Source organism: Bacteroidota bacterium (assembly GCA_016213405.1).
In the GTDB taxonomy this organism is placed as follows: Bacteria; Bacteroidota; Bacteroidia; order Palsa-948; family Palsa-948; genus Palsa-948.
This window is the reverse complement of record JACRAM010000116.1, coordinates 65,659-83,277: the sequence shown is the minus strand read 5'-3', so window position 1 is coordinate 83,277 and position 17,619 is coordinate 65,659. Positions and strand designations below refer to the sequence as shown.

Annotated in this window: 14 protein-coding genes; 3 read left to right on the top strand and 11 right to left on the bottom strand. The window is 40.5% G+C overall.

What is annotated here, in order from left to right:
• Positions 1-18: 18 nt before the first annotated feature.
• On the bottom strand, positions 19-1,242 hold the full coding sequence (locus tag HY841_14045) for a DUF1343 domain-containing protein (GenBank protein ID MBI4931880.1): 1,224 nt from the start codon (positions 1,240-1,242) through the stop codon (positions 19-21).
• 40 nt (positions 1,243-1,282) lie between these two features.
• Between HY841_14045 and HY841_14040 the strand changes: the two genes are divergently transcribed.
• Positions 1,283-2,503, top strand: coding sequence for an ABC transporter permease (locus HY841_14040; GenBank protein ID MBI4931879.1), 1,221 nt, complete (start codon positions 1,283-1,285; stop codon positions 2,501-2,503).
• A 6-nt stretch (positions 2,504-2,509) separates the two neighbouring features.
• Here HY841_14040 and HY841_14035 read toward each other — a convergent pair whose 3' ends face one another.
• Positions 2,510-4,642, bottom strand: a complete 2,133-nt coding sequence (locus HY841_14035) for a T9SS type A sorting domain-containing protein (GenBank protein ID MBI4931878.1) — start codon at positions 4,640-4,642, stop codon at positions 2,510-2,512.
• Positions 4,643-5,513: 871 nt separating this feature from the next.
• Here HY841_14035 and HY841_14030 point away from each other — a divergent pair.
• Together HY841_14030 and HY841_14025 are read left to right on the top strand one after the other, a co-directional pair.
• A complete protein-coding gene (locus HY841_14030; GenBank protein ID MBI4931877.1) occupies positions 5,514-5,735 on the top strand; it encodes a UPF0175 family protein in 222 nt (73 codons plus the stop codon).
• Complete coding sequence (locus HY841_14025; GenBank protein MBI4931876.1) at positions 5,728-6,183, top strand: DUF3368 domain-containing protein; 456 nt, start codon at positions 5,728-5,730, stop codon at positions 6,181-6,183. Before HY841_14030 ends, HY841_14025 begins: the two co-directional genes overlap by 8 nt.
• On the opposite strand, the gene HY841_14020 is transcribed toward HY841_14025, so the two are convergent.
• From HY841_14020 to HY841_13980, 9 genes are all read right to left on the bottom strand, one after another.
• Positions 6,184-7,098 (bottom strand): hypothetical protein, encoded by a 915-nt coding sequence (locus HY841_14020; protein ID MBI4931875.1) that lies wholly within the window; start codon positions 7,096-7,098, stop codon positions 6,184-6,186.
• Positions 7,098-10,502, bottom strand: a complete 3,405-nt coding sequence (locus HY841_14015; GenBank protein ID MBI4931874.1) for a T9SS type A sorting domain-containing protein — start codon at positions 10,500-10,502, stop codon at positions 7,098-7,100. The genes HY841_14020 and HY841_14015 overlap by 1 nt, the downstream gene beginning before the upstream one ends.
• Positions 10,503-10,638: 136 nt before the next feature.
• Entirely contained in the window at positions 10,639-12,375 is a 1,737-nt protein-coding gene (locus HY841_14010) for a hypothetical protein (protein ID MBI4931873.1), read from the bottom strand.
• A complete protein-coding gene (locus HY841_14005) occupies positions 12,350-12,904 on the bottom strand; it encodes an acyltransferase (protein ID MBI4931872.1) in 555 nt (184 codons plus the stop codon). Before HY841_14005 ends, HY841_14010 begins: the two co-directional genes overlap by 26 nt.
• A 38-nt stretch (positions 12,905-12,942) precedes the next feature.
• Entirely contained in the window at positions 12,943-13,953 is a 1,011-nt protein-coding gene (locus tag HY841_14000) for an NAD(P)-dependent oxidoreductase (GenBank protein MBI4931871.1), read from the bottom strand.
• Between the two features lie 16 nt (positions 13,954-13,969).
• Positions 13,970-14,659: a class I SAM-dependent methyltransferase gene (locus tag HY841_13995; protein MBI4931870.1), complete on the bottom strand. Its 690-nt coding sequence runs from the start codon at positions 14,657-14,659 to the stop codon at positions 13,970-13,972.
• Positions 14,656-15,390 (bottom strand): glycosyltransferase, encoded by a 735-nt coding sequence (locus HY841_13990; protein MBI4931869.1) that lies wholly within the window; start codon positions 15,388-15,390, stop codon positions 14,656-14,658. The genes HY841_13995 and HY841_13990 overlap by 4 nt, the downstream gene beginning before the upstream one ends.
• On the bottom strand, positions 15,377-16,327 hold the full coding sequence (locus HY841_13985; protein ID MBI4931868.1) for a GDP-mannose 4,6-dehydratase: 951 nt from the start codon (positions 16,325-16,327) through the stop codon (positions 15,377-15,379). Before HY841_13985 ends, HY841_13990 begins: the two co-directional genes overlap by 14 nt.
• Positions 16,324-17,583, bottom strand: a complete 1,260-nt coding sequence (locus tag HY841_13980; GenBank protein ID MBI4931867.1) for a class I SAM-dependent methyltransferase — start codon at positions 17,581-17,583, stop codon at positions 16,324-16,326. Before HY841_13980 ends, HY841_13985 begins: the two co-directional genes overlap by 4 nt.
• Positions 17,584-17,619: the final 36 nt, after the last annotated feature.

The window sequence follows — 17,619 nt, the reverse complement described above, 5'->3', positions numbered from 1 at the left end:
TGAAAAAAGTTTCATGATTTATTCAAAATCAGGGTAAATGATATATTTCTTTCTTATCTGTTTGAACTTTGTTAGCCCTTCTTCCCATGAATTTCGGATTTCCTCTTCTGTTTTGTCTTCCTTGATTTGCTTTTGAAGCGTTTCGTTTCCCGCAAGGGAATTAAAATAGTTATTGAAGAATTTTTCTTTCAATGGAGAAGTCTTGTAAAGGTTCAGCATCCAGAAAAGATTTATTTTTTCATAATACTTCACATACATTTCTCCGAAAGCAGAAACATCAAATCCCCAGCACAGTTGCCCGTTGTACATAGGGTTTTCGCTGGCTCCATTAACAGGATGAGGAGTAAAGGCATCGTTCCCTGCCTTCAGTTCAGGATAACCAAATTGCTGAAAGGGCTTGTCGGTTCCTCTGCCAACGCTGACAATCGTTCCTTCAAACAAACAAAGAGTAGGATATAAATAAACAGATGACATGTTCGGAAGATTGGGAGATGGCTTGACAGGAAGCTGGTACAAATCGTTGTGCGTATACCCGTCTACTGAAATAACTTCCAGTTTGCACTGCACGCCATTCGCCAGCCATTTCTCTCCGTTAATCATGCGTGCGTATTCTCCAATCGTCATTCCGTAAACGATGGGAACGGGATGCATGCCTGAAAATGATTTGAACTTTGGTTCAAGAACAGGTCCGTCAACAAAATATCCGTTAGGGTTAGGGCGGTCAAGAATGATGAGTTGCTTTTTATTTTCCGCGCATGCCTCCATCACGTAATGAAGCGTGGAGAGATAGGTATAGAATCTTGCGCCCACATCCTGTAAATCAAAGAGCACTACATCCACATCTTTTAGTTCTTCGGGTTTCGGCTTGAAGTTTTTCCCATAGAGAGAAATCACGGGAAGCCCTGTCTTCGCATCCATATTGTTTTTTATTTTTTCTCCCGCTTCGGCATCACCCCTGAATCCGTGCTCGGGCGCGAAAATCTTTTTCACTTTAAATCCTGATCTGACGAGCGTATCAACAAGATGAGTGTTCTTCACCATGGATGCCGGGTGCGCCACCACCGCAATGCGCTTATCCTTGAGCAGCGGGAAATATTTTTCGGTTTGCTGTGCGCCAACTTTCAGGTCAGCAGAAGTTTTGTCCTGAAGTTTGAGAGGAGTGGCAAATTGAGAAAAACAGCAAACAGTAGAAAATAGACAGAAAACAATAGACAACAAACAAATCCTGAAGAAACTGAACATAAGTGAAATTAGTACATTCGTACTGATTAGTATTTAGTAGATGAACACAGAGTTTTTCATATCTAAAAAAATAATATCCAACAACAAAGGTTTTTCAAAACCCATTGTAAATATAGCTATTCTCGGAATTACGCTTGGGCTTGCCATCATGATTCTGACGCTGGCGATTGTTACAGGGTTTCAAAAAGAAATCCGCAATAAAGTAATTGGCTTTGGCTCGCACATTCAAATCACCAACTACGATAACAATGAATCCTATGAAGGAACGCCCATTGACCGACATCCATCCTTTCTTGCCGAACTGGAGAAGAATCCTTCCATCCGCCACATACAAAGTTTTTCTACGAAGGCAGGAATCATAAAAACTAAAGATGAACTGCAAGGCGTGGTGGTGAAAGGCGTGGGCAGCGATTTTGACTGGGAGTTTTTCAAAAAGAACATTGTGGAGGGAGAGCCATTCATGGTTTCAGATTCCGTTAAGTCAGATAAAATTCTTATTTCAAAATTTCACGCGGAGAAACTGAGACTGAAACTGAACGACACCATTATCATTTACTTTATTGAGAACCAGCAGCAGCGGGCAAGAAGATTTGCGGTGTGCGGCATTTATTCAACCGGGCTGGGCGATCTATTTGACCAGGTGTATGTGATTGCCGACATCGCTCACATTCAAAAGCTGAACGGATGGAACAAAGATTCCATAGGAGGATTTGAGGTGCTGCTCAATGATTATGAGAAGTTAGATGAAGTTACTGCCTCCGTGAATGAAATCATCGGTTTTAGTTTTCTGGCTCAGAGCATTAAGGAACTGAACCGCCAGATCTTTTCATGGCTGGATGCACAGGACATCAACGCGGTGGTGGTGATTGCGCTCATGGCGCTGGTGGCAGCCATCAACATGATTTCGGCATTGCTGGTGCTGATACTGGAACGCACCAACATGATTGGCGCGCTCAAAGCGCTTGGAATGAATAATTGGGGCGTGCGAAAAATATTTCTTTACAACGCGGTGTATTTAATTGGGAGAGGATTGCTCTTTGGAAACCTTTTGGGAATCTCTCTTTGCCTTTTGCAGAAACAATTTCACCTGATCGCGCTTGACGAAAGAACGTATTACCTTTCTTCCATTCCCATTAACTTTAACCTGATTCACGTTCTGCTGCTGAACGCGGGCACGTTTGTGGTTTGTTTCATCATGCTGCTCCTCCCCTCTTACATCATCACGTACATCACGCCTGTGAAGGCGATGCGGTTTGCATGAGGATTATTACCGCTGCACCACAATCTTTTTTGCAACCATTCCTTCCGCAGTTTTTAGTTGAAGAAAATAAATTCCGTTCGGCTGAGAACTCAAATCAATTTGCTGATTAGAAAATGTGCGGATGTGCGGATGAATACATTCACCATATATATTGTAAACTTCTATGTTGTTCATCTTCACATCTGCAAACCCGCTCATCTGCACATTAAACAGCCCGCTGGTGGGATTGGGAGAAATAGTTATTTGCAAATCATTCTCTATAGAATTTACACCTGCTCCCGCTACTTTATAGACATTTGAGCGCGATGAAATAAAAGTTTCTGCTATAGGATTTTTTATTGTTGGCGTGCAAGCGATGCTCCACTGCGTTTCTATCCTCCATGAGCCGGTAGTCTGGTAAGTGAGATAAGAAGGATCAATTACCGTTTGCTGTGTGCCCGATACACTGTTAACTGCATGCCAGGCACCAGTGCTGTTGTCATCGCGCATCAGAATATAACTGATAACAGGATTAGAACTTCCTTCTACAGTGTAAAGCTGCAACCATGAAAATGCTCCGCTGTTGTTAAGCATATAGATGGTATTGTGATACGGGCTGAGTGCGGTGCTGAGGATGCCGCAGCTATCACGCATTTTAAGTTTATAGCGATACGTGCCTGCGTTGGGGTCGCCCGTGTTGGGAAAATATTTTGCGCGCACGGTATCAACAAATAAACTCAGCGAATCATACGGCACAGCTCCTAAGCGCTGATAATTGTTGGTGCCGATTTCCCGGTAAATGATAAAGCTGTCGGCAGATGCAAAAGAAGTTTTATCCCATATAATAATATTGTTTTGAGAAAGAGAATCTACCGTTACCATGCAGATGGGCGGAGCGGATGGAGGAGGAAGATCGCTGATAGCGACTGTATTGGTTGCAATTCCTATTGAATCAGAAACAGTAACTGAGTAGGTGCCTACGCAAAGCCCTGTGGCTGTTGAAGTGGTTTGAATGGGCGATGTGCTCCACGAATAAGAATAAGGCGGAGTGCCGCCTGATGCGCTTGCGTTTGCAGTACCATTACATTGATTGCTGCAAATTGGATTACCAGCCCCCGGTGATATATTAATGTCATAGAATTCCCAAAAAACTGTGTCACCCACAAACTGATAGCCTCCTGTTCCGATATATCCTTTGTTGCCAATAGAAAAACCAACCGCAAAGTGTCTTGCTGTTCCGCCAAAGTTTGCTTTCTGAGTCCACAAATTAGTTGCCTGATTCCACTCCCAGAAGTCTTTTGTAACACTATAAGAATTATCCTGCCCAGTTCCTATGTATCCTTTAGTTCCGATAGAAAATCCAACCGCATTGTTTCTTGCTCCCCCGCCAAAGTTTGCTTTCTGTGTCCATGTATTGCCTGCCTGATCCCATTCCCAGAAATCATTCTTCATCGTATCCAAACCAATATATCCTTTTGTGCCAATAGAAAAACCAACAGCTACATATCTTGCCCCTCCGCTAAAGTTTGCTTTCTGAGTCCATACATTCGTTGCCTGATCCCATTCCCAGAAATCATCACGGATCGGACCAAAATAAGAGTCTTCTCCCGTGCCAATATATCCTTTTGTTCCAATTGAAAATCCAACAGCCCCATATCTTGCTGTTCCGCCAAAGTTTGCTTTCTGTGTCCATACATTCGTTGCCTGATCCCATTCCCAGAAATCTTGTTTGCTACCAGTAATTCCATCACTTCCAGTACCTATGTATCCTTTAGTGCCTATTGAAAAACCCACAGCATATTCTCTTGGTGTGCCGCCAAAGTTGGCTTTTTGCGTCCAGACATTTGTTGCCTGATCCCATTCCCAGAAATCCTGATAGAGAGTCGAGCCATCCCTTCCAGATCCAATATATCCTTTTGTACCAATGGAAAAGCCGACAGCAGCAATTCTTGCCCCACCACCAAAGTTTGCTTTCTGCGTCCACATGCCCTGAGCGGAGCAGGAAGCCACTAAGCCCCCCTTAATCCCCCCATAAGGGTGAAAAATGAAACATAGTACGGTGAGGAGAATGATTCCTCCCCTAACGGGAGAGGTCAGGCTGACGATTCTATCAGCCCTGACCGAAGCGTCAGGGAGGGGGCTTAAAGTTTTGGTTTTCATGTAAAGTGGTTTTATGTTATAGATGCAATAATCCTCCAATCAGTTGCTTCTGCAAATAACTTTTCCAAAGGAACAAAACTTAACGGGTATTGGCAATGATAAAAAACAGTAAACAGTTGAAGTGTCTTTTGTGCGGAAAATTTTGTTTTTTGGCATGGAAAAAAAGATTAAAGCAGGACTTACGCAGTTTGGACTAAAGTCCTTTTGTTGTTCCATTATTTGCCACGACCTTAAGGTCGTGGCTATTGAAACAGCCGAAAAATCGGCTTTAGCCAAAAGAGTGCGTAAGTCCTATAAAGGTTAAGGTTAAGGTTTAAGGTTTAGGATTATGCGTTTTTGATTTAAAATTGATGTTTTATTGATTTAGTGACGGGACTAAATGTTTTAGTGACGAGGCGCAGTGATTCAGCCAAAGGACTAAATGATTCAGTGACGGGACTGAATGATTCAGTGACGGGACTAAATATTTAGTGACGGGACTAAATTGTTTAGTGACGGGACTAAATTGTTTAATGACAGAACTAAATGCCTTTGTGACGAAGCGGAATTGTTCAGTGACGAAGCGGAACGGCTCGCTCTTACGGGATTTGATTTGTCACCAGTGGCAAGTTATTTGTCACCTATGGGAAATTGTTTGTCACCTGTGGGAAATTATTTGCCACCATAGAGATAAGAAATTTCATTGGTACAAGCGCCAGCATGCTTTCAACTTTCTACTCTTCGCTTGGTTTTTATGCCCTCACCACCTGTAACAAACCCTCAAGCCAAGCGCGTTCTGCAATGTTGATTTGGGATTTTCGCCTATGTTAATTTTTTCATAAGAAGGACGCAGAGCAATTGCAGAATCCATAATAATTTGTAACTTTACATTATGAAAACACTAAAGCTCAATCTGCCTGATAATATTGATGAAAACGAAGCAGCGCAGATGCTTGCCGCAAAACTCTATGAGCAGGGAAAACTTTCTTTGGGACAGGCGGCTGAACTGGTGGGGCTCACCAAGCGTGTTTTTTCTGAACTGCTCGGCAAATACGGTGTCTCTCTTTTCAACTACCCCGCCTCTGATATTTCCAGAGATGTGAAGAATGCCTAAAACAATTATTTCTGACACCAGCTGCTTTATTGTTTTAGCAAGCATTGGCGAACTGGACCTTTTAAGAAAAACATACGGGCAAATTCTCACCACGCTTGAAGTGGCATCTGAATTCGGTCAGCCCCTGCCTGACTGGATTGAAATAAAATCTCCGGTTGATAAATCGCGACAGCAAAATCTGGAAATACAATTAGACAAAGGCGAAGCCAGCGCCATAGCTCTCGCCATTGAAACCCCCGGCAGCACTTTGATACTTGACGATTATAAGGCAAGGAGCATTGCTGAAAAACTGGGGCTGGAAATCACAGGCACGATAGGTGTAATTGTAAAAGCAAAACTAAAAGGGATTATTCCGTCCATCAAACCCATTCTTTCAAAAATCAGGAATACAAACTTCCGCCTTGCAGTTGAAATTGAAAAACTGGCGCTGAAAGAAGCAGGAGAATAATTACCACCTGTAACAAGCCCTCAAGCCAAGCGCGTTCTGCAATGTTGATTTGGGATTTTCGCCTATGTTAATTTTTTCATAAGAGGGAGCATACAGCGCCTGCAAAATCCATTTGGCATTTGCCCTGAATTCAAATCCTAACCCGGCAAAAGCGCCCAAGCCGGCTCCGTTAAGATACCTTGCGCGGTAAGTGGCATAGTAGGGCTGGCTGTAATAGGCAGTCAAATCTATCTGAAGATTATTTATGGCAATCTGATTGCGGGCGTATTTGGCAATGTTAAGCGATGGACCCGCTTCAACAAAAAAATTAAACACATCGTTATCGCCCAGAATTTTCCGGTAGCCCAACTGAAACATATAACGCTGTTCAGCGCCTGTGATGGAAAATGTTTTTATGTTCTGGTAACCCGGCTGCTGCGGACCGATAAGAGGATCGGTGATTACGATGGTGAAATTTCCGTTGAGCGTGAGTTTTGAACTGGTGGCGTTGAGCAGGAGCGCATCTTTTTTTGTGAAGCCGTAAAAAAAATTCATTCCCACCATCACGGCAGGATTGTATTTGAGGTTGGAGGGCATATCGGTGGCATCAAAAGCCCAGTCGTTATGACTTACGTTGAGCGCCTGCATCACCACATCGGTTTGCCCGTTGCCGCCACCGTAATCAATCACAATTCTGCGGTACATAAAACTGTTGGGGAAATCATTTTTCTTTCCATCCACATCATAACCATAGCCGTCATAAAGCGCTGTGGTGTATTTGTTGGCGAAGAAAGAGCCGAGATAAACCCCGGCATGAAAACCTTTTCCGCTTTTTTTATTTACTGCGGGTTCGTCTTCTTCCTGCGAGTGCCCTATTATTCCGATAAAGAAAAAGAGCGCCAGCGAGAGTATGTTAAAAAAAACACGCAACTGCATTATCGGCTAATGACAATTTTTTTGACAACCGTATTCTGCTCAGAAATAACTTTGAGGAAATAAACACCTTCCGGCTGGGAGGACAAATCAATTTGAAAATTTGAAGATGAGTTGATTTGAAAATTAACAGCCGAATAAATTTTTTCTCCATACACATTATAAATTTCAATGCCTTTCATTTTCAAATTTTCAAATTGGCTAATTATCACATTTGCCTTTCCGCTTGATGGGTTTGGATAAACAGAGATTTGGGAAGTGAGATTGGAGATTGGAGCAACTCCCACCGGAGTTCCCGACAGGTTGATGTTATCAATGTAAAGCTGGTTGCCGTAACCGCTTATCGCCAGAAAGCGCACACGCATAGCGGGTTTTCCTGCCATGGTATCAAGATTCACCGTATCGGTTCTCCACTGAGTGGGTAAGGGAACGAATACGCTGGTGGTGGGAGGCGCTGTTGCCAGCGTTGTTGTTCCTTTCTTATAAACGATGTTTGAGGATGCGAGGCAATCGTCAAATAAATCTACCGCAAGCGTATCGTTATACGATGGGCTGTAAGTGGCATAAGCTACATCAAAATATAAACGGATGGGCGGATTAATGTTCTGAAAATCGAGGAATGAAGAAATGAGCATATCCGTTCCTGAAGAGATGCTGTAAAAATTCGATATCATGGATTCAGCAGAATTACCAAAACCGCCAGCAGCCGTTGAACGCGACAAAAGCGAGCTTGAGTTTTCAATCGTCCAGTTTGTTGGAGGAAAAGCTGCGGATACAAATCCTTCCTGCACAGGCGCCTGCAACGCCACAGGGTTTGCGAGAATAGTGAACGTTCGCACGATGGTATCGTTCAGATTATTCTGGTCAGTGGTAGCATTCGGATTGGTAGTATACGCAGTGAGCGTATGCGTTCCGCTAAGGAGCACATAAACAGGCAGTGTGATGCTTGCAGTTGCCAATGAAGCAAGCGAGCCCGACCAGCTATAGGTTTGCAGGGGCTGCGCATCCATTTTATATTTCAAATCAACCGATGTAAGGGTGTTGACTCCTGCATTGCGAATGGTTACCACAGGCGCTATGGATGTATCGCAGGTTTGTGTGGGAGGATACGCCATGGTCATGGCGCTTGCATCCACATTTTGCAGCGTTGAAATCTGCAAATCGCTTTCCCATATTCCGCGCCCGAAAGTTGCCGCACGCAATTTGCTTGACGGATAATACACTTCGAGTTCGTCAATAATCACGTTGGGCAAACCGGTATTGTAAGAAAACCAGTTGTTGAGCGTTGCATCGGTATAAAAAACTCCCAGGTCGGTTCCGATGTAAACAATGTCGTTGCTTCCGTTCTGATACTCCACGCAGTTAACCGGAATGTTTGGCAGCGTGCCTGAAATATTTGACCATGAGGCACCGCCATTACCGGTGTAGTAAACTTTATTGCCGGCAGAGAATCCTGAAAGCGTAACCCATACCGCATCGGGGTTTGAACCATTTATCGCAATCCCGGAAATAGCCGCGCTTCCTACAGGAAGAGTTCCGGTAATGCTGTTCCAGATTGTTCCACCGTTGGTGGTGCGGTAAATATTTCCGAAGGTTGCGGCATACACGTAATTTCCATTGGATGGAGAAACTTCAAGCGAGTACATGCAGCTTCCGTCAAAAGCTCCCGGAAGAGTATTCCATGTAACTCCGTTATCGAGTGATTTGGATATGGAAGACCCGCCCACATACATGGTGTTATGATTGGATAGATCCATGGCAATAGGGGAAGTCCAGTCGCAGCCGCTCGCACCCATACCGGAAAATGAAAGTCCTCCGTCAGTTGAACGCTGAAAATTTCCTCCCTGTGATGAAACAAAAACAATATTATCATTTGTAAAATCAACAAGGCAGTCTTCGCCATCGGCTCCATAAACCCGTGTGGCGGTATTGAGTCCGGTAATTTTATCCGTTCCGTTATCCTGCGCCCCTGCAAACATTAAGGTGGGAGTAAGAAATGAGTTGGTAAATCTGTAATACTGTTTGATGTCAATGCCATTGCTGAGGTCAGTCCAGGTGGAACACTGGTCAAGGGTTTGAAAAATTCCTCCATCGTTGCAGGCAAGAATCTTTGTGCTGCTTCCGGGCACGAATGAAAGCGCGTGATGGTCGGCATGCACATAATCGGGTGCAGGAAAACTGTTCCAGTCGGAAACGGTTGTCCATGTGGTTCCTCCATTAGTGGAAAGAGCCACTAACAAACCTCCGGCCACCAGCACATTTTGATTCACGGGAGAAACATCTATAACCATATCGTAATACCCGTAGGGAGTGCAGTAGGATGTGGGATCGGTGCGATTGGTGAATGAGACACCAGAATTGCTTGAATAGGACAAGCCGGCAGATGACCAAACATACACCGCATTCGGAACTGCTCTTGTTACAGCAATTGAATTTCTTCCGTTGGAAGTGAGTCCCATGGATGTCCATGATGTGCCGCCATTGGTGGAACGATATACGAGAGCGCTGTCGCCTGCATAAAGAATCTGGTTGTTGGTAGGATGCATTTCAATGTCATAAAATTTTCCTGCCTTCACGTTGACCCATGATGTGCCGCTGTTAGTGGTTTTGAAAATTCCGGTATTGGTTGCGGCATATAAAATAGTTGTGTTGAGCGAATCAAGAATCAGCCGCTGAATGAGGGCTCCGTTTGAAATAGTATAATTCATTCCGGTGCTGTTCCATGTTGCGCCACCATCGGTAGATTTCAAAACGCCCGCGCTGTAATGCCCCCAAACTTCATACTGATAATACACTCCGTATTTATCTCCTGTGGCGAGATACATTATTTGCGGATTGGAAGGGTCAATGGCAATATCAGAGATGCTGATGGAAGGAAGCAAATCAGTATTGGATGTTGCCCAGGTCACTCCGCCATCGGTTGATTTCCATAATCCACCGCAAGCGGCTCCAATCCAAATGATGTTTGAATTGTTCGGGTCAAATGCAATGCAGTTAATTCTTCCCGAACCGCCACCGCTTCCCGGAATCACATGCGGACCCAGAAATGACCAGTTTGCCGCAGCGGTATTAATTCCTTTTCTATATCCGTCTGAGTTTTTGAATTTCAAATGTTCGTTGAAAAGAATTTCAGGGCTTGGAAAATTTCCGCTGGGGAAAGTTCGCTGCTTCATAAATGCTTCCCACCGCTTGAATTGCTCATAACCGCCTTCCGAAGCGTTTTCTCCTTCGGTTTCTCCGCGCTGTTTGTCTTTCCAGTATTCATTGAATGCTTTTTCCACATCCCAGAAAGTAACTTTCTTTTCCGCAGGACGATTCTGAAGAATGGGTTGATTGAGGTACTGCTGTGCATTTGCAAAAAAGCAAAATGAAACCAGCATAAATGCGGAGGTAAAAAATTTATTCATGCAAATTTGTTTGGTTTAACCCGTTGGACATTCGTCCAACGGGTTGAATATGTTCGACAAATGTAGGAAAAAAGAAACGGAAAGCAAAAAAAGAAAAGAAAAGAAGTATGTAGCCGTGATTGCTGTAGAAAAACAACTACTCTTTCACGCGCACAAAGATATCAATCATTTCCTTTTCATTTTTGGCAAGTTTTGTTTTAAACTGGTGCTGTGTTACAAAATTAGAACCGAATTCAGGAATATTATTCACAAAATAATCCGCTACCGGCAAGGTAACTTTTTGATATTTTGCTTTTTGCATAAATTCATTAAAATATTTCGGATCAGTTCCCCATGATTTTCTGTATAGAATAATATCGGGAATATATTTTAAATCGTCCTCAATATTATTATACACATAACCAATAGTTACTTTGCTATGAAGATAATACATATAGGAAAATTCTTCATAATTGGTTGCAATAATAAGGCTATCTGTATTCTTAAAGTTCTGCTGAATGTAAGGAATGATATAATCCAGATCACCTTTGTATTGATGAGTCATCTCATAAATATGCCCTTTTATATATTCAATTTTATTTTTTGCGTTCAAAGAAAAAGAAATAAGTAATAATGCCGCACAGGAAAATTTCGCTATAGGAATAGATTTTTTTTGCAAAGAACTTATTTGATAAAAAACAATAAAAATATCAGTAATCATTATTAAAACCATTACAGGCTGCATGACAATGTAATGGCGTACGAAAAGCCATGGAGTACGGGCAATAATCAGAGCGTAAATAATAAAAAATGATGTAGCAAAAAGAGAAAGCTTTTGAAACAACTCAATCGGGTCAGTTTTTTTATTCTTATTGCTTTTTGAACCAGATGGTAAATACCATCTAAGAAACAGCCAGATAGCTTTCACAATAATAAAAGTATATGCAAACTCAAGGTTGGTGAGATAATTATAAATCATTTGGATATTTGTTTTATAACTATCAAAAGTAAATTTCACAAACTCAGACATGGCTGCAGAAGTTTTTGACATTTCAAAGAAAATCACGAAAGGATAAATCAGTACAACAGAAACAAAAAGAGGAACTGATTCCCGGAGAACAGAAATAAAATCCTGCTTGAAGTTCTTTGAATTTTTGAAAAAAGAAAAAAGAAAAATAATTCCCCTGTTAAACGTCAGCGTTGCTGCAAGTATTGCAAAGGCAATGAAGTTCACATGAAAAGTAAAGAAGAGGAGAAGCGTCATTCCAATCCAGTACTTGAGGTTATTCATCTTCCGAAAGAAAAAATAATTAGAATAGATGTAAAAAAAACAAGCACTCAGGAAAATCACAAGGGAGAAATATCTTGCTTCGCGCATGTGAAGGATAAGCGCAATTGAAAACAGCTCTACAAAAACAAACAGCGCAGCAAAAATCTTAAAATGCTCTTTGCTTGAAAAGAGTTTCCGGGCAGAGAAAACAAAAATCAATAATCCGAACAGCCCCATGACAGTGAACGGAAGCCGAAGCATAGCGGTTTTCGTATAAATATCGTTTGTAAACTTCGCCAGAAAAACTCCAATCGCACACCAGTAATAATTTCCCCAGGTGATAATGATGTTAGCATCGTATTTTTCTTTGTAGCCAACATTAATACCTGGCGCAAGCGATGAGATAACTGTATTTTTTCCGTCATGCACTTTCGGGTAACCGTATTCAAGAATGCGTTGACCCGCCATTATGCCTTCCGATTCATCGTTCCAGACAAGAGGATAGGAAATATTTTTAAACAGACTGAAACAGAAAAGAATTATCAGCGCACCTAAAATAAAATTAAGCGCGGGGGAAGCAGAAGAAGTTTTGTGCAGTTCAGGAGAGTTTTCCTTCGCTTTCATTTTTTAATTCCGGGTTATCCTTTCTGTTAGAAATAAATTTTGCCGGCACACCGCCATATACAGAATAAGGAGGAACATCTTTCGTAACCACCGAACCTGCTGCAATGATACATCCTTTATGAATGGTCACTCCCATGTTGATTACCACATTGGCACCTATCCAAACATCGTCTTCAATCACAATCTCACCAAGCGTTACCGGCTGCTGAAACATCGGAATATCTGTTCGGGAATTCCCGTGACCAGCCGTTGCAAAAACCACATTCGGTCCTATCAATATATTATTTCCCATTTTGATTCCTCCTCTGCCCTCAAGATATGTTCCCACATTAATCGCCACTCTGTCTCCCACAGAAATTTTATGAGAAAAAATAATATAGACATTCGGATAGATGATGAGTTTTTTTCCGGAAGCAGAAAAAAGCATCTTGTAAAACAATCCGCGGAAAAACAATCCGCCAACACCTGGCATCAGTCTCAAAAAACCTCCTATGTATAATTCAAAAAAATGTACGAAGATGCTTTTCATTCCGTTCCTCCTTATAAATGCAAAAAGTTCCTTGAACATTATTTTTTATTCTTTTGATTAAAGTATTCAGCATATTTCATCGGCTTCCAACCATCAATAACGGAATATATTTTTTCGGATTGATTCCAGAATTCATTATTTACAAGCAAACATGCTTGCCAGAAGCGATCATACAATTTATGCGGCATAATGTATTCAATTACATTTTTATTTCGGGCAAAGAAACGGCAGATGCTCCAGAAAAAATTCGGTAAACGAAATTCTTTGTAATCAATACACAAAACACTATGCACTATTTTGCTCATTTCTTGCAAAGTTATTGCTTCTATGGAAGGAATGTATACTTCGCAGGAGGAAGGTGTCGGCTGCTTTTCAGATACACCATAAATAAATGCAGCCATGTCATTTACATGAATGATACTGATTTTACCAGGCCAATTTACCCTCATAAGCAAAGATTTTTTTTTAACCAACTGTTCCACACTATCAAACAATCCGTTCTTTCTTGCACCAACACCATAAACTCCGGTTACACGGATAATGGATAATGAAAATTTGTTTTCAGAAGCAGACTTCCTGAGAAAATTTTCCGCTATCAGTTTTTTTCTACCATAAAGATTTGCCGGATGAACAGGCGTTTCCATTGACTCTGTAACAGGAGCAGAAAAATCTTTTCGCATGTCATTTACACAAATCGTGCTCGTATAAATAAAATTCATAGCGGGTTTTATAGGCTGAATCGCATCAATCAGATTTTTAGTGCCCACATCATTTACCCTGTGATCTCTTGACGCAGTGATGGTGACGGATGCCAGATGAAATATCGTGTCGGGCGATTTCGGTATTTTTTCCATTCCTCTTCCAGACACCAGATCAATCGGCAAATAAGTAATTCCTAAATCATCTAGATTTTTTCTACCTGCGCGCTCAAGTTCACTGTCACAAATATCATATACAAGACATAGAATATTTTTCTTATTTGTTTTTTCTGACAGTTGCCGAATAAATTCCCTTCCGATAAATCCGGTTGCGCCTGTTACGAGTATCATATATCGAAAGTAAAAACTATTTTTTAGCTACAACAACTGCCTGCGTGAAAATATCTCTTATTCCAAAATAATATTCAAGCATTTTAAAACCAGCGCTTTCAAAAGTTTGTATTGCATGCTTGCGCGATCTCACACGTGTAATTTCGTCAGGATGGAGTTTAATATTCATTCTGAAAATCTTATTCAGAATAAAATGCGCACTGTCCAGTATAAATACGGTAAAGCCAAATGTGGGAGGCCATAGAATAATTATTTTACCTCCGGGTTTTATCACGCGCTTGCATTCTATTAAAATCTGTTTTATCTCTTCTTGCGTAAAATGCTCAAGCACACCTAAATTATACAAGCCGTCAAAAGAATCATTTTCAAATGGCAAAGAGAAAATATTGCCCTGCACTGTTTTACAATCAGTTCCATGAATGCTCTTATAAATTTTCAACGCGTTTGCGGAAATATCCAAAGCAGTAATGTTAATATACCCGGCAATATCAGCATCCACCTGCCCGCTTCCGCAGCCAGCATGCAGAACATTAATTCCTTTTGAAAAATATTTTTTAATAAAATGATTTAAAATATTTTTGACAATGAGTCTGCGGTATATTCCAGCAAGAAAATCATAAACAGCATTTCCCGGCTTGTCTTTATCCGCCCAGTAAATATCCCAGTCTTGCTCTATTTCTTTTTCTTTTCCTGCGTGTGTTGTCATGGAGTGTATAGAGATTTTTTATCAAATGATTTTCTAAAAAATAACTGCGAAAGAAACACAAAACTCTTCCAAACATCCTTATAGTTCATTTTGGATGTTCCGTATGTTCTCGCAGGAAGTTCGATAGGAATTTCAGCTACCTTTTTCCTGTTAAAATGCAATATGAAAAGACTTTCAAAAAAGAAAGAATAACCGTTTGACTGAATAAGAGAAAAAAGTTTTCTGTCGATTCTTTTTAAGCAATACAATCGGAAAGCACCGCTTGCATCATAGGGCATGTCCAATAAATTAACAGTCAGGAAATGACCTAGATTGGTAAGAAATTTTCTAAAAACATTCCATGTTGCCAGACTGTGTTTCTTCATATATCTTGAACCTACGACAATATCCGCACTATCGCTATGCCTGATAAAATTAATAATATAAGATGGCGAATGGGTAAAGTCACAATCCATCGTAATTAATATTTCATAATTTTTATCATACGCCAATTTTATCCCTTCCTGATGCGCGCTTCCGATTCCAAATTTTCCTGCACGGTGAATTACAAATGTATCTTTGTTTTTTTCAACCAACTCATCAATCAGCTTTCCGGTTCCATCCGGGGAATTATCATCCAAAAATAAAATATCTGCACCAAGATTAAAAGATTTTATCTCGCGAAAAATCCGTTCAACGTTTTCCACTTCGTTATAAGTGGGAATAAATATGAGTGTATTACTTTGAGCCATGCTTTTTTAATTCTTCGTCAACCAGAATTTTTGTGAGTTCATTAAAATCAATACTTGGAGACCATCCTGTCGCTTTTCTTATTTTTTGGTTGTTTCCAAAAAGATTTAGTTTTTGCTTCTTTGTAATAAGTGAGGGGTTTACTTTTACAAATTTAGTCCAATCAAGTCCTAAATAAACAAATACCACCGTAACAAAATCATTTATTGTATGAATGGTTCCGCTTGAAATAACAAAGTCATCGGCACAGGATAACTGCATCATCGAGTGAACAGCCCGCATGTAATCAGGTGCATATCCCCAGTCAATCTGAGATTCAAGATTTCCAAGGATAAGTTCGTTTTTCTTCCCGTACTTTATTGACACAGCAGTTTCAACAATTTTTTTTGAAACATATTTTGATTCGCGCAAGGATGATTCATGATTATAAAATATCCCGACACTTGCGAATATCTCATGATTTTCCCTGTAAAAATGACAGGCTCTTATCCCAGCAGTTTTTGTTATGCCATAAATACAATCGGGTTGAAATGGGGTTCGTTCATCCTGAGGAGATAGAACCGGGCTTCCAAAAACATGTGATGAACCGGCATAAAATATTCTACTATGCTTGGAATGCTTTCTGATGCCTTCCAGAAAATTTATCAGTGCCTTTACATTCAAATTCAAACTCATCTGAAAAAGCTCACCGTCTTCTACCGGCTTCTCTGAAGAAGACTGATGAACTGCAGCCAGAAAGTAAATTTCATCCGGTTGAGTTTTCTGAAGAAGATTCTCCACATGAGGCATTTGCAGCACATCCACATGCTTGATTCCAAATTTATTTTCTGATACCTCTTTGATATCAATACCTACTACCTCATACTTTTTTTCACGAAGCAGAGAAGAAAGATAGGTGCCATCCTGGCCAGTATGTCCGACAACAATGGCTTTCTTCATTTATCAACAATTTCAATTTTTGGAAGCGGGAAAATAAACTTCCCTCCCGATTTTAAAAATTCATTTTCTTTTTCAAGGATTCCTTTTCTGAAATGCCAAGGAAGAACCAGAAAATAATCCGGTTTCATCTGCCATGCTTCTTTTTCAGAGATAATCGGAATAAGTGTAAACGGTGCATAAGAGCCGAATTTATCCTCGTTCACTTCCGCAATAAAAGGAACATCATTTAGAGTAAGCCCGCAATATTGTAAAATCACATTTCCTTTTGTAGATGCTCCGTAACCAAATATTTTTTTTCCTTCCATTTGAATTCTGCGAATCAAAGCAATTAGTTCCTGCCTATGCTGTTCAATATTTTGTTTGAAAATTTCATAAGGGTTTAATGTATCAAGCATTAATTCATTTTCTGCCGATTCATATTTCGCTACGCTTTGCTTGGGATTATGCGAAGAATTATTTTTTGCGGCAGTGATTCTGAAACTTCCGCCATTCACATCGTTAAGCACCACATCAATTATCTTAAAACCAACTTTGTCCAGCATGTATTTTATTTGCCTCAACGAATAATATTCAACATGTTCATGACAAATAGTATCATATGAATTTGTTTCAAGCATGGCGGGCAAATAACTTTGTTCAAAAACCCAGATACCGTCATCCGCAAGTGTATCGCGGATCTGTTTCACGAAAGAAATGGGATCTTCCAAATCATAAAACATGGCTATGGAAGTTATAACTTTTGCTTTTTTTCCAGGAAATTTATTATTAATATTATCAAAAGAAAAAAAGTCGGGAATCAAATCAATATGAGAAGGATAATATTTTTGAAACTTTGTTCCTGTTGGATCAATGCCTGCCAGCAGTAATCCTTTATCGTTTGGATATTGCTGCAACAATGTACTATCATTGCTTCCAATGTCAACTATTAAATCATTTTTTCTCAAATCAACTGTAGAAATAATCTCATTAACAATAGATGTCAAATGTTTTACCATAGATTGATTCAATCCCGAACGATAGCCGTAATTCATTCCATACATCTCGCTGCTGCTATAGGAATGGCGAAGCTGCACCAAATGGCAAACATCATCATTTGCATTTTCAGGATGGCACTTCACTAATTCCAAAGGACCAGAAGTAATTTTATCAGACTTGCTTTTAGGAAATACACCTGTTAGTGCTTGCACCCCAAGATTTATAAGCGGAACCAAATTTTTGTTTCCGCAGATTCTGCATTTTATAATTTCTTTATACATTTTTAATCGCAAAAAGCGAATCCGAAAGTACTTTAA

What these genes read in the sequence shown, in the direction of transcription:
- HY841_14045 (MBI4931880.1), bottom strand. Translation starts at nt 1,242, where the DNA reads ATGTTCAGTTTCTTCAGGATTTGTTTGTTGTCTATTGTTTTCTGTCTA.
- HY841_14040 (MBI4931879.1), top strand. Translation starts at nt 1,283, where the DNA reads ATGAACACAGAGTTTTTCATATCTAAAAAAATAATATCCAACAACAAA.
- HY841_14035 (MBI4931878.1), bottom strand. Translation starts at nt 4,642, where the DNA reads ATGAAAACCAAAACTTTAAGCCCCCTCCCTGACGCTTCGGTCAGGGCT.
- HY841_14030 (MBI4931877.1), top strand. Translation starts at nt 5,514, where the DNA reads ATGAAAACACTAAAGCTCAATCTGCCTGATAATATTGATGAAAACGAA.
- HY841_14025 (MBI4931876.1), top strand. Translation starts at nt 5,728, where the DNA reads ATGCCTAAAACAATTATTTCTGACACCAGCTGCTTTATTGTTTTAGCA.
- HY841_14020 (MBI4931875.1), bottom strand. Translation starts at nt 7,098, where the DNA reads ATGCAGTTGCGTGTTTTTTTTAACATACTCTCGCTGGCGCTCTTTTTC.
- HY841_14015 (MBI4931874.1), bottom strand. Translation starts at nt 10,502, where the DNA reads ATGAATAAATTTTTTACCTCCGCATTTATGCTGGTTTCATTTTGCTTT.
- HY841_14010 (MBI4931873.1), bottom strand. Translation starts at nt 12,375, where the DNA reads ATGAAAGCGAAGGAAAACTCTCCTGAACTGCACAAAACTTCTTCTGCT.
- HY841_14005 (MBI4931872.1), bottom strand. Translation starts at nt 12,904, where the DNA reads ATGAAAAGCATCTTCGTACATTTTTTTGAATTATACATAGGAGGTTTT.
- HY841_14000 (MBI4931871.1), bottom strand. Translation starts at nt 13,953, where the DNA reads ATGATACTCGTAACAGGCGCAACCGGATTTATCGGAAGGGAATTTATT.
- HY841_13995 (MBI4931870.1), bottom strand. Translation starts at nt 14,659, where the DNA reads ATGACAACACACGCAGGAAAAGAAAAAGAAATAGAGCAAGACTGGGAT.
- HY841_13990 (MBI4931869.1), bottom strand. Translation starts at nt 15,390, where the DNA reads ATGGCTCAAAGTAATACACTCATATTTATTCCCACTTATAACGAAGTG.
- HY841_13985 (MBI4931868.1), bottom strand. Translation starts at nt 16,327, where the DNA reads ATGAAGAAAGCCATTGTTGTCGGACATACTGGCCAGGATGGCACCTAT.
- HY841_13980 (MBI4931867.1), bottom strand. Translation starts at nt 17,583, where the DNA reads ATGTATAAAGAAATTATAAAATGCAGAATCTGCGGAAACAAAAATTTG.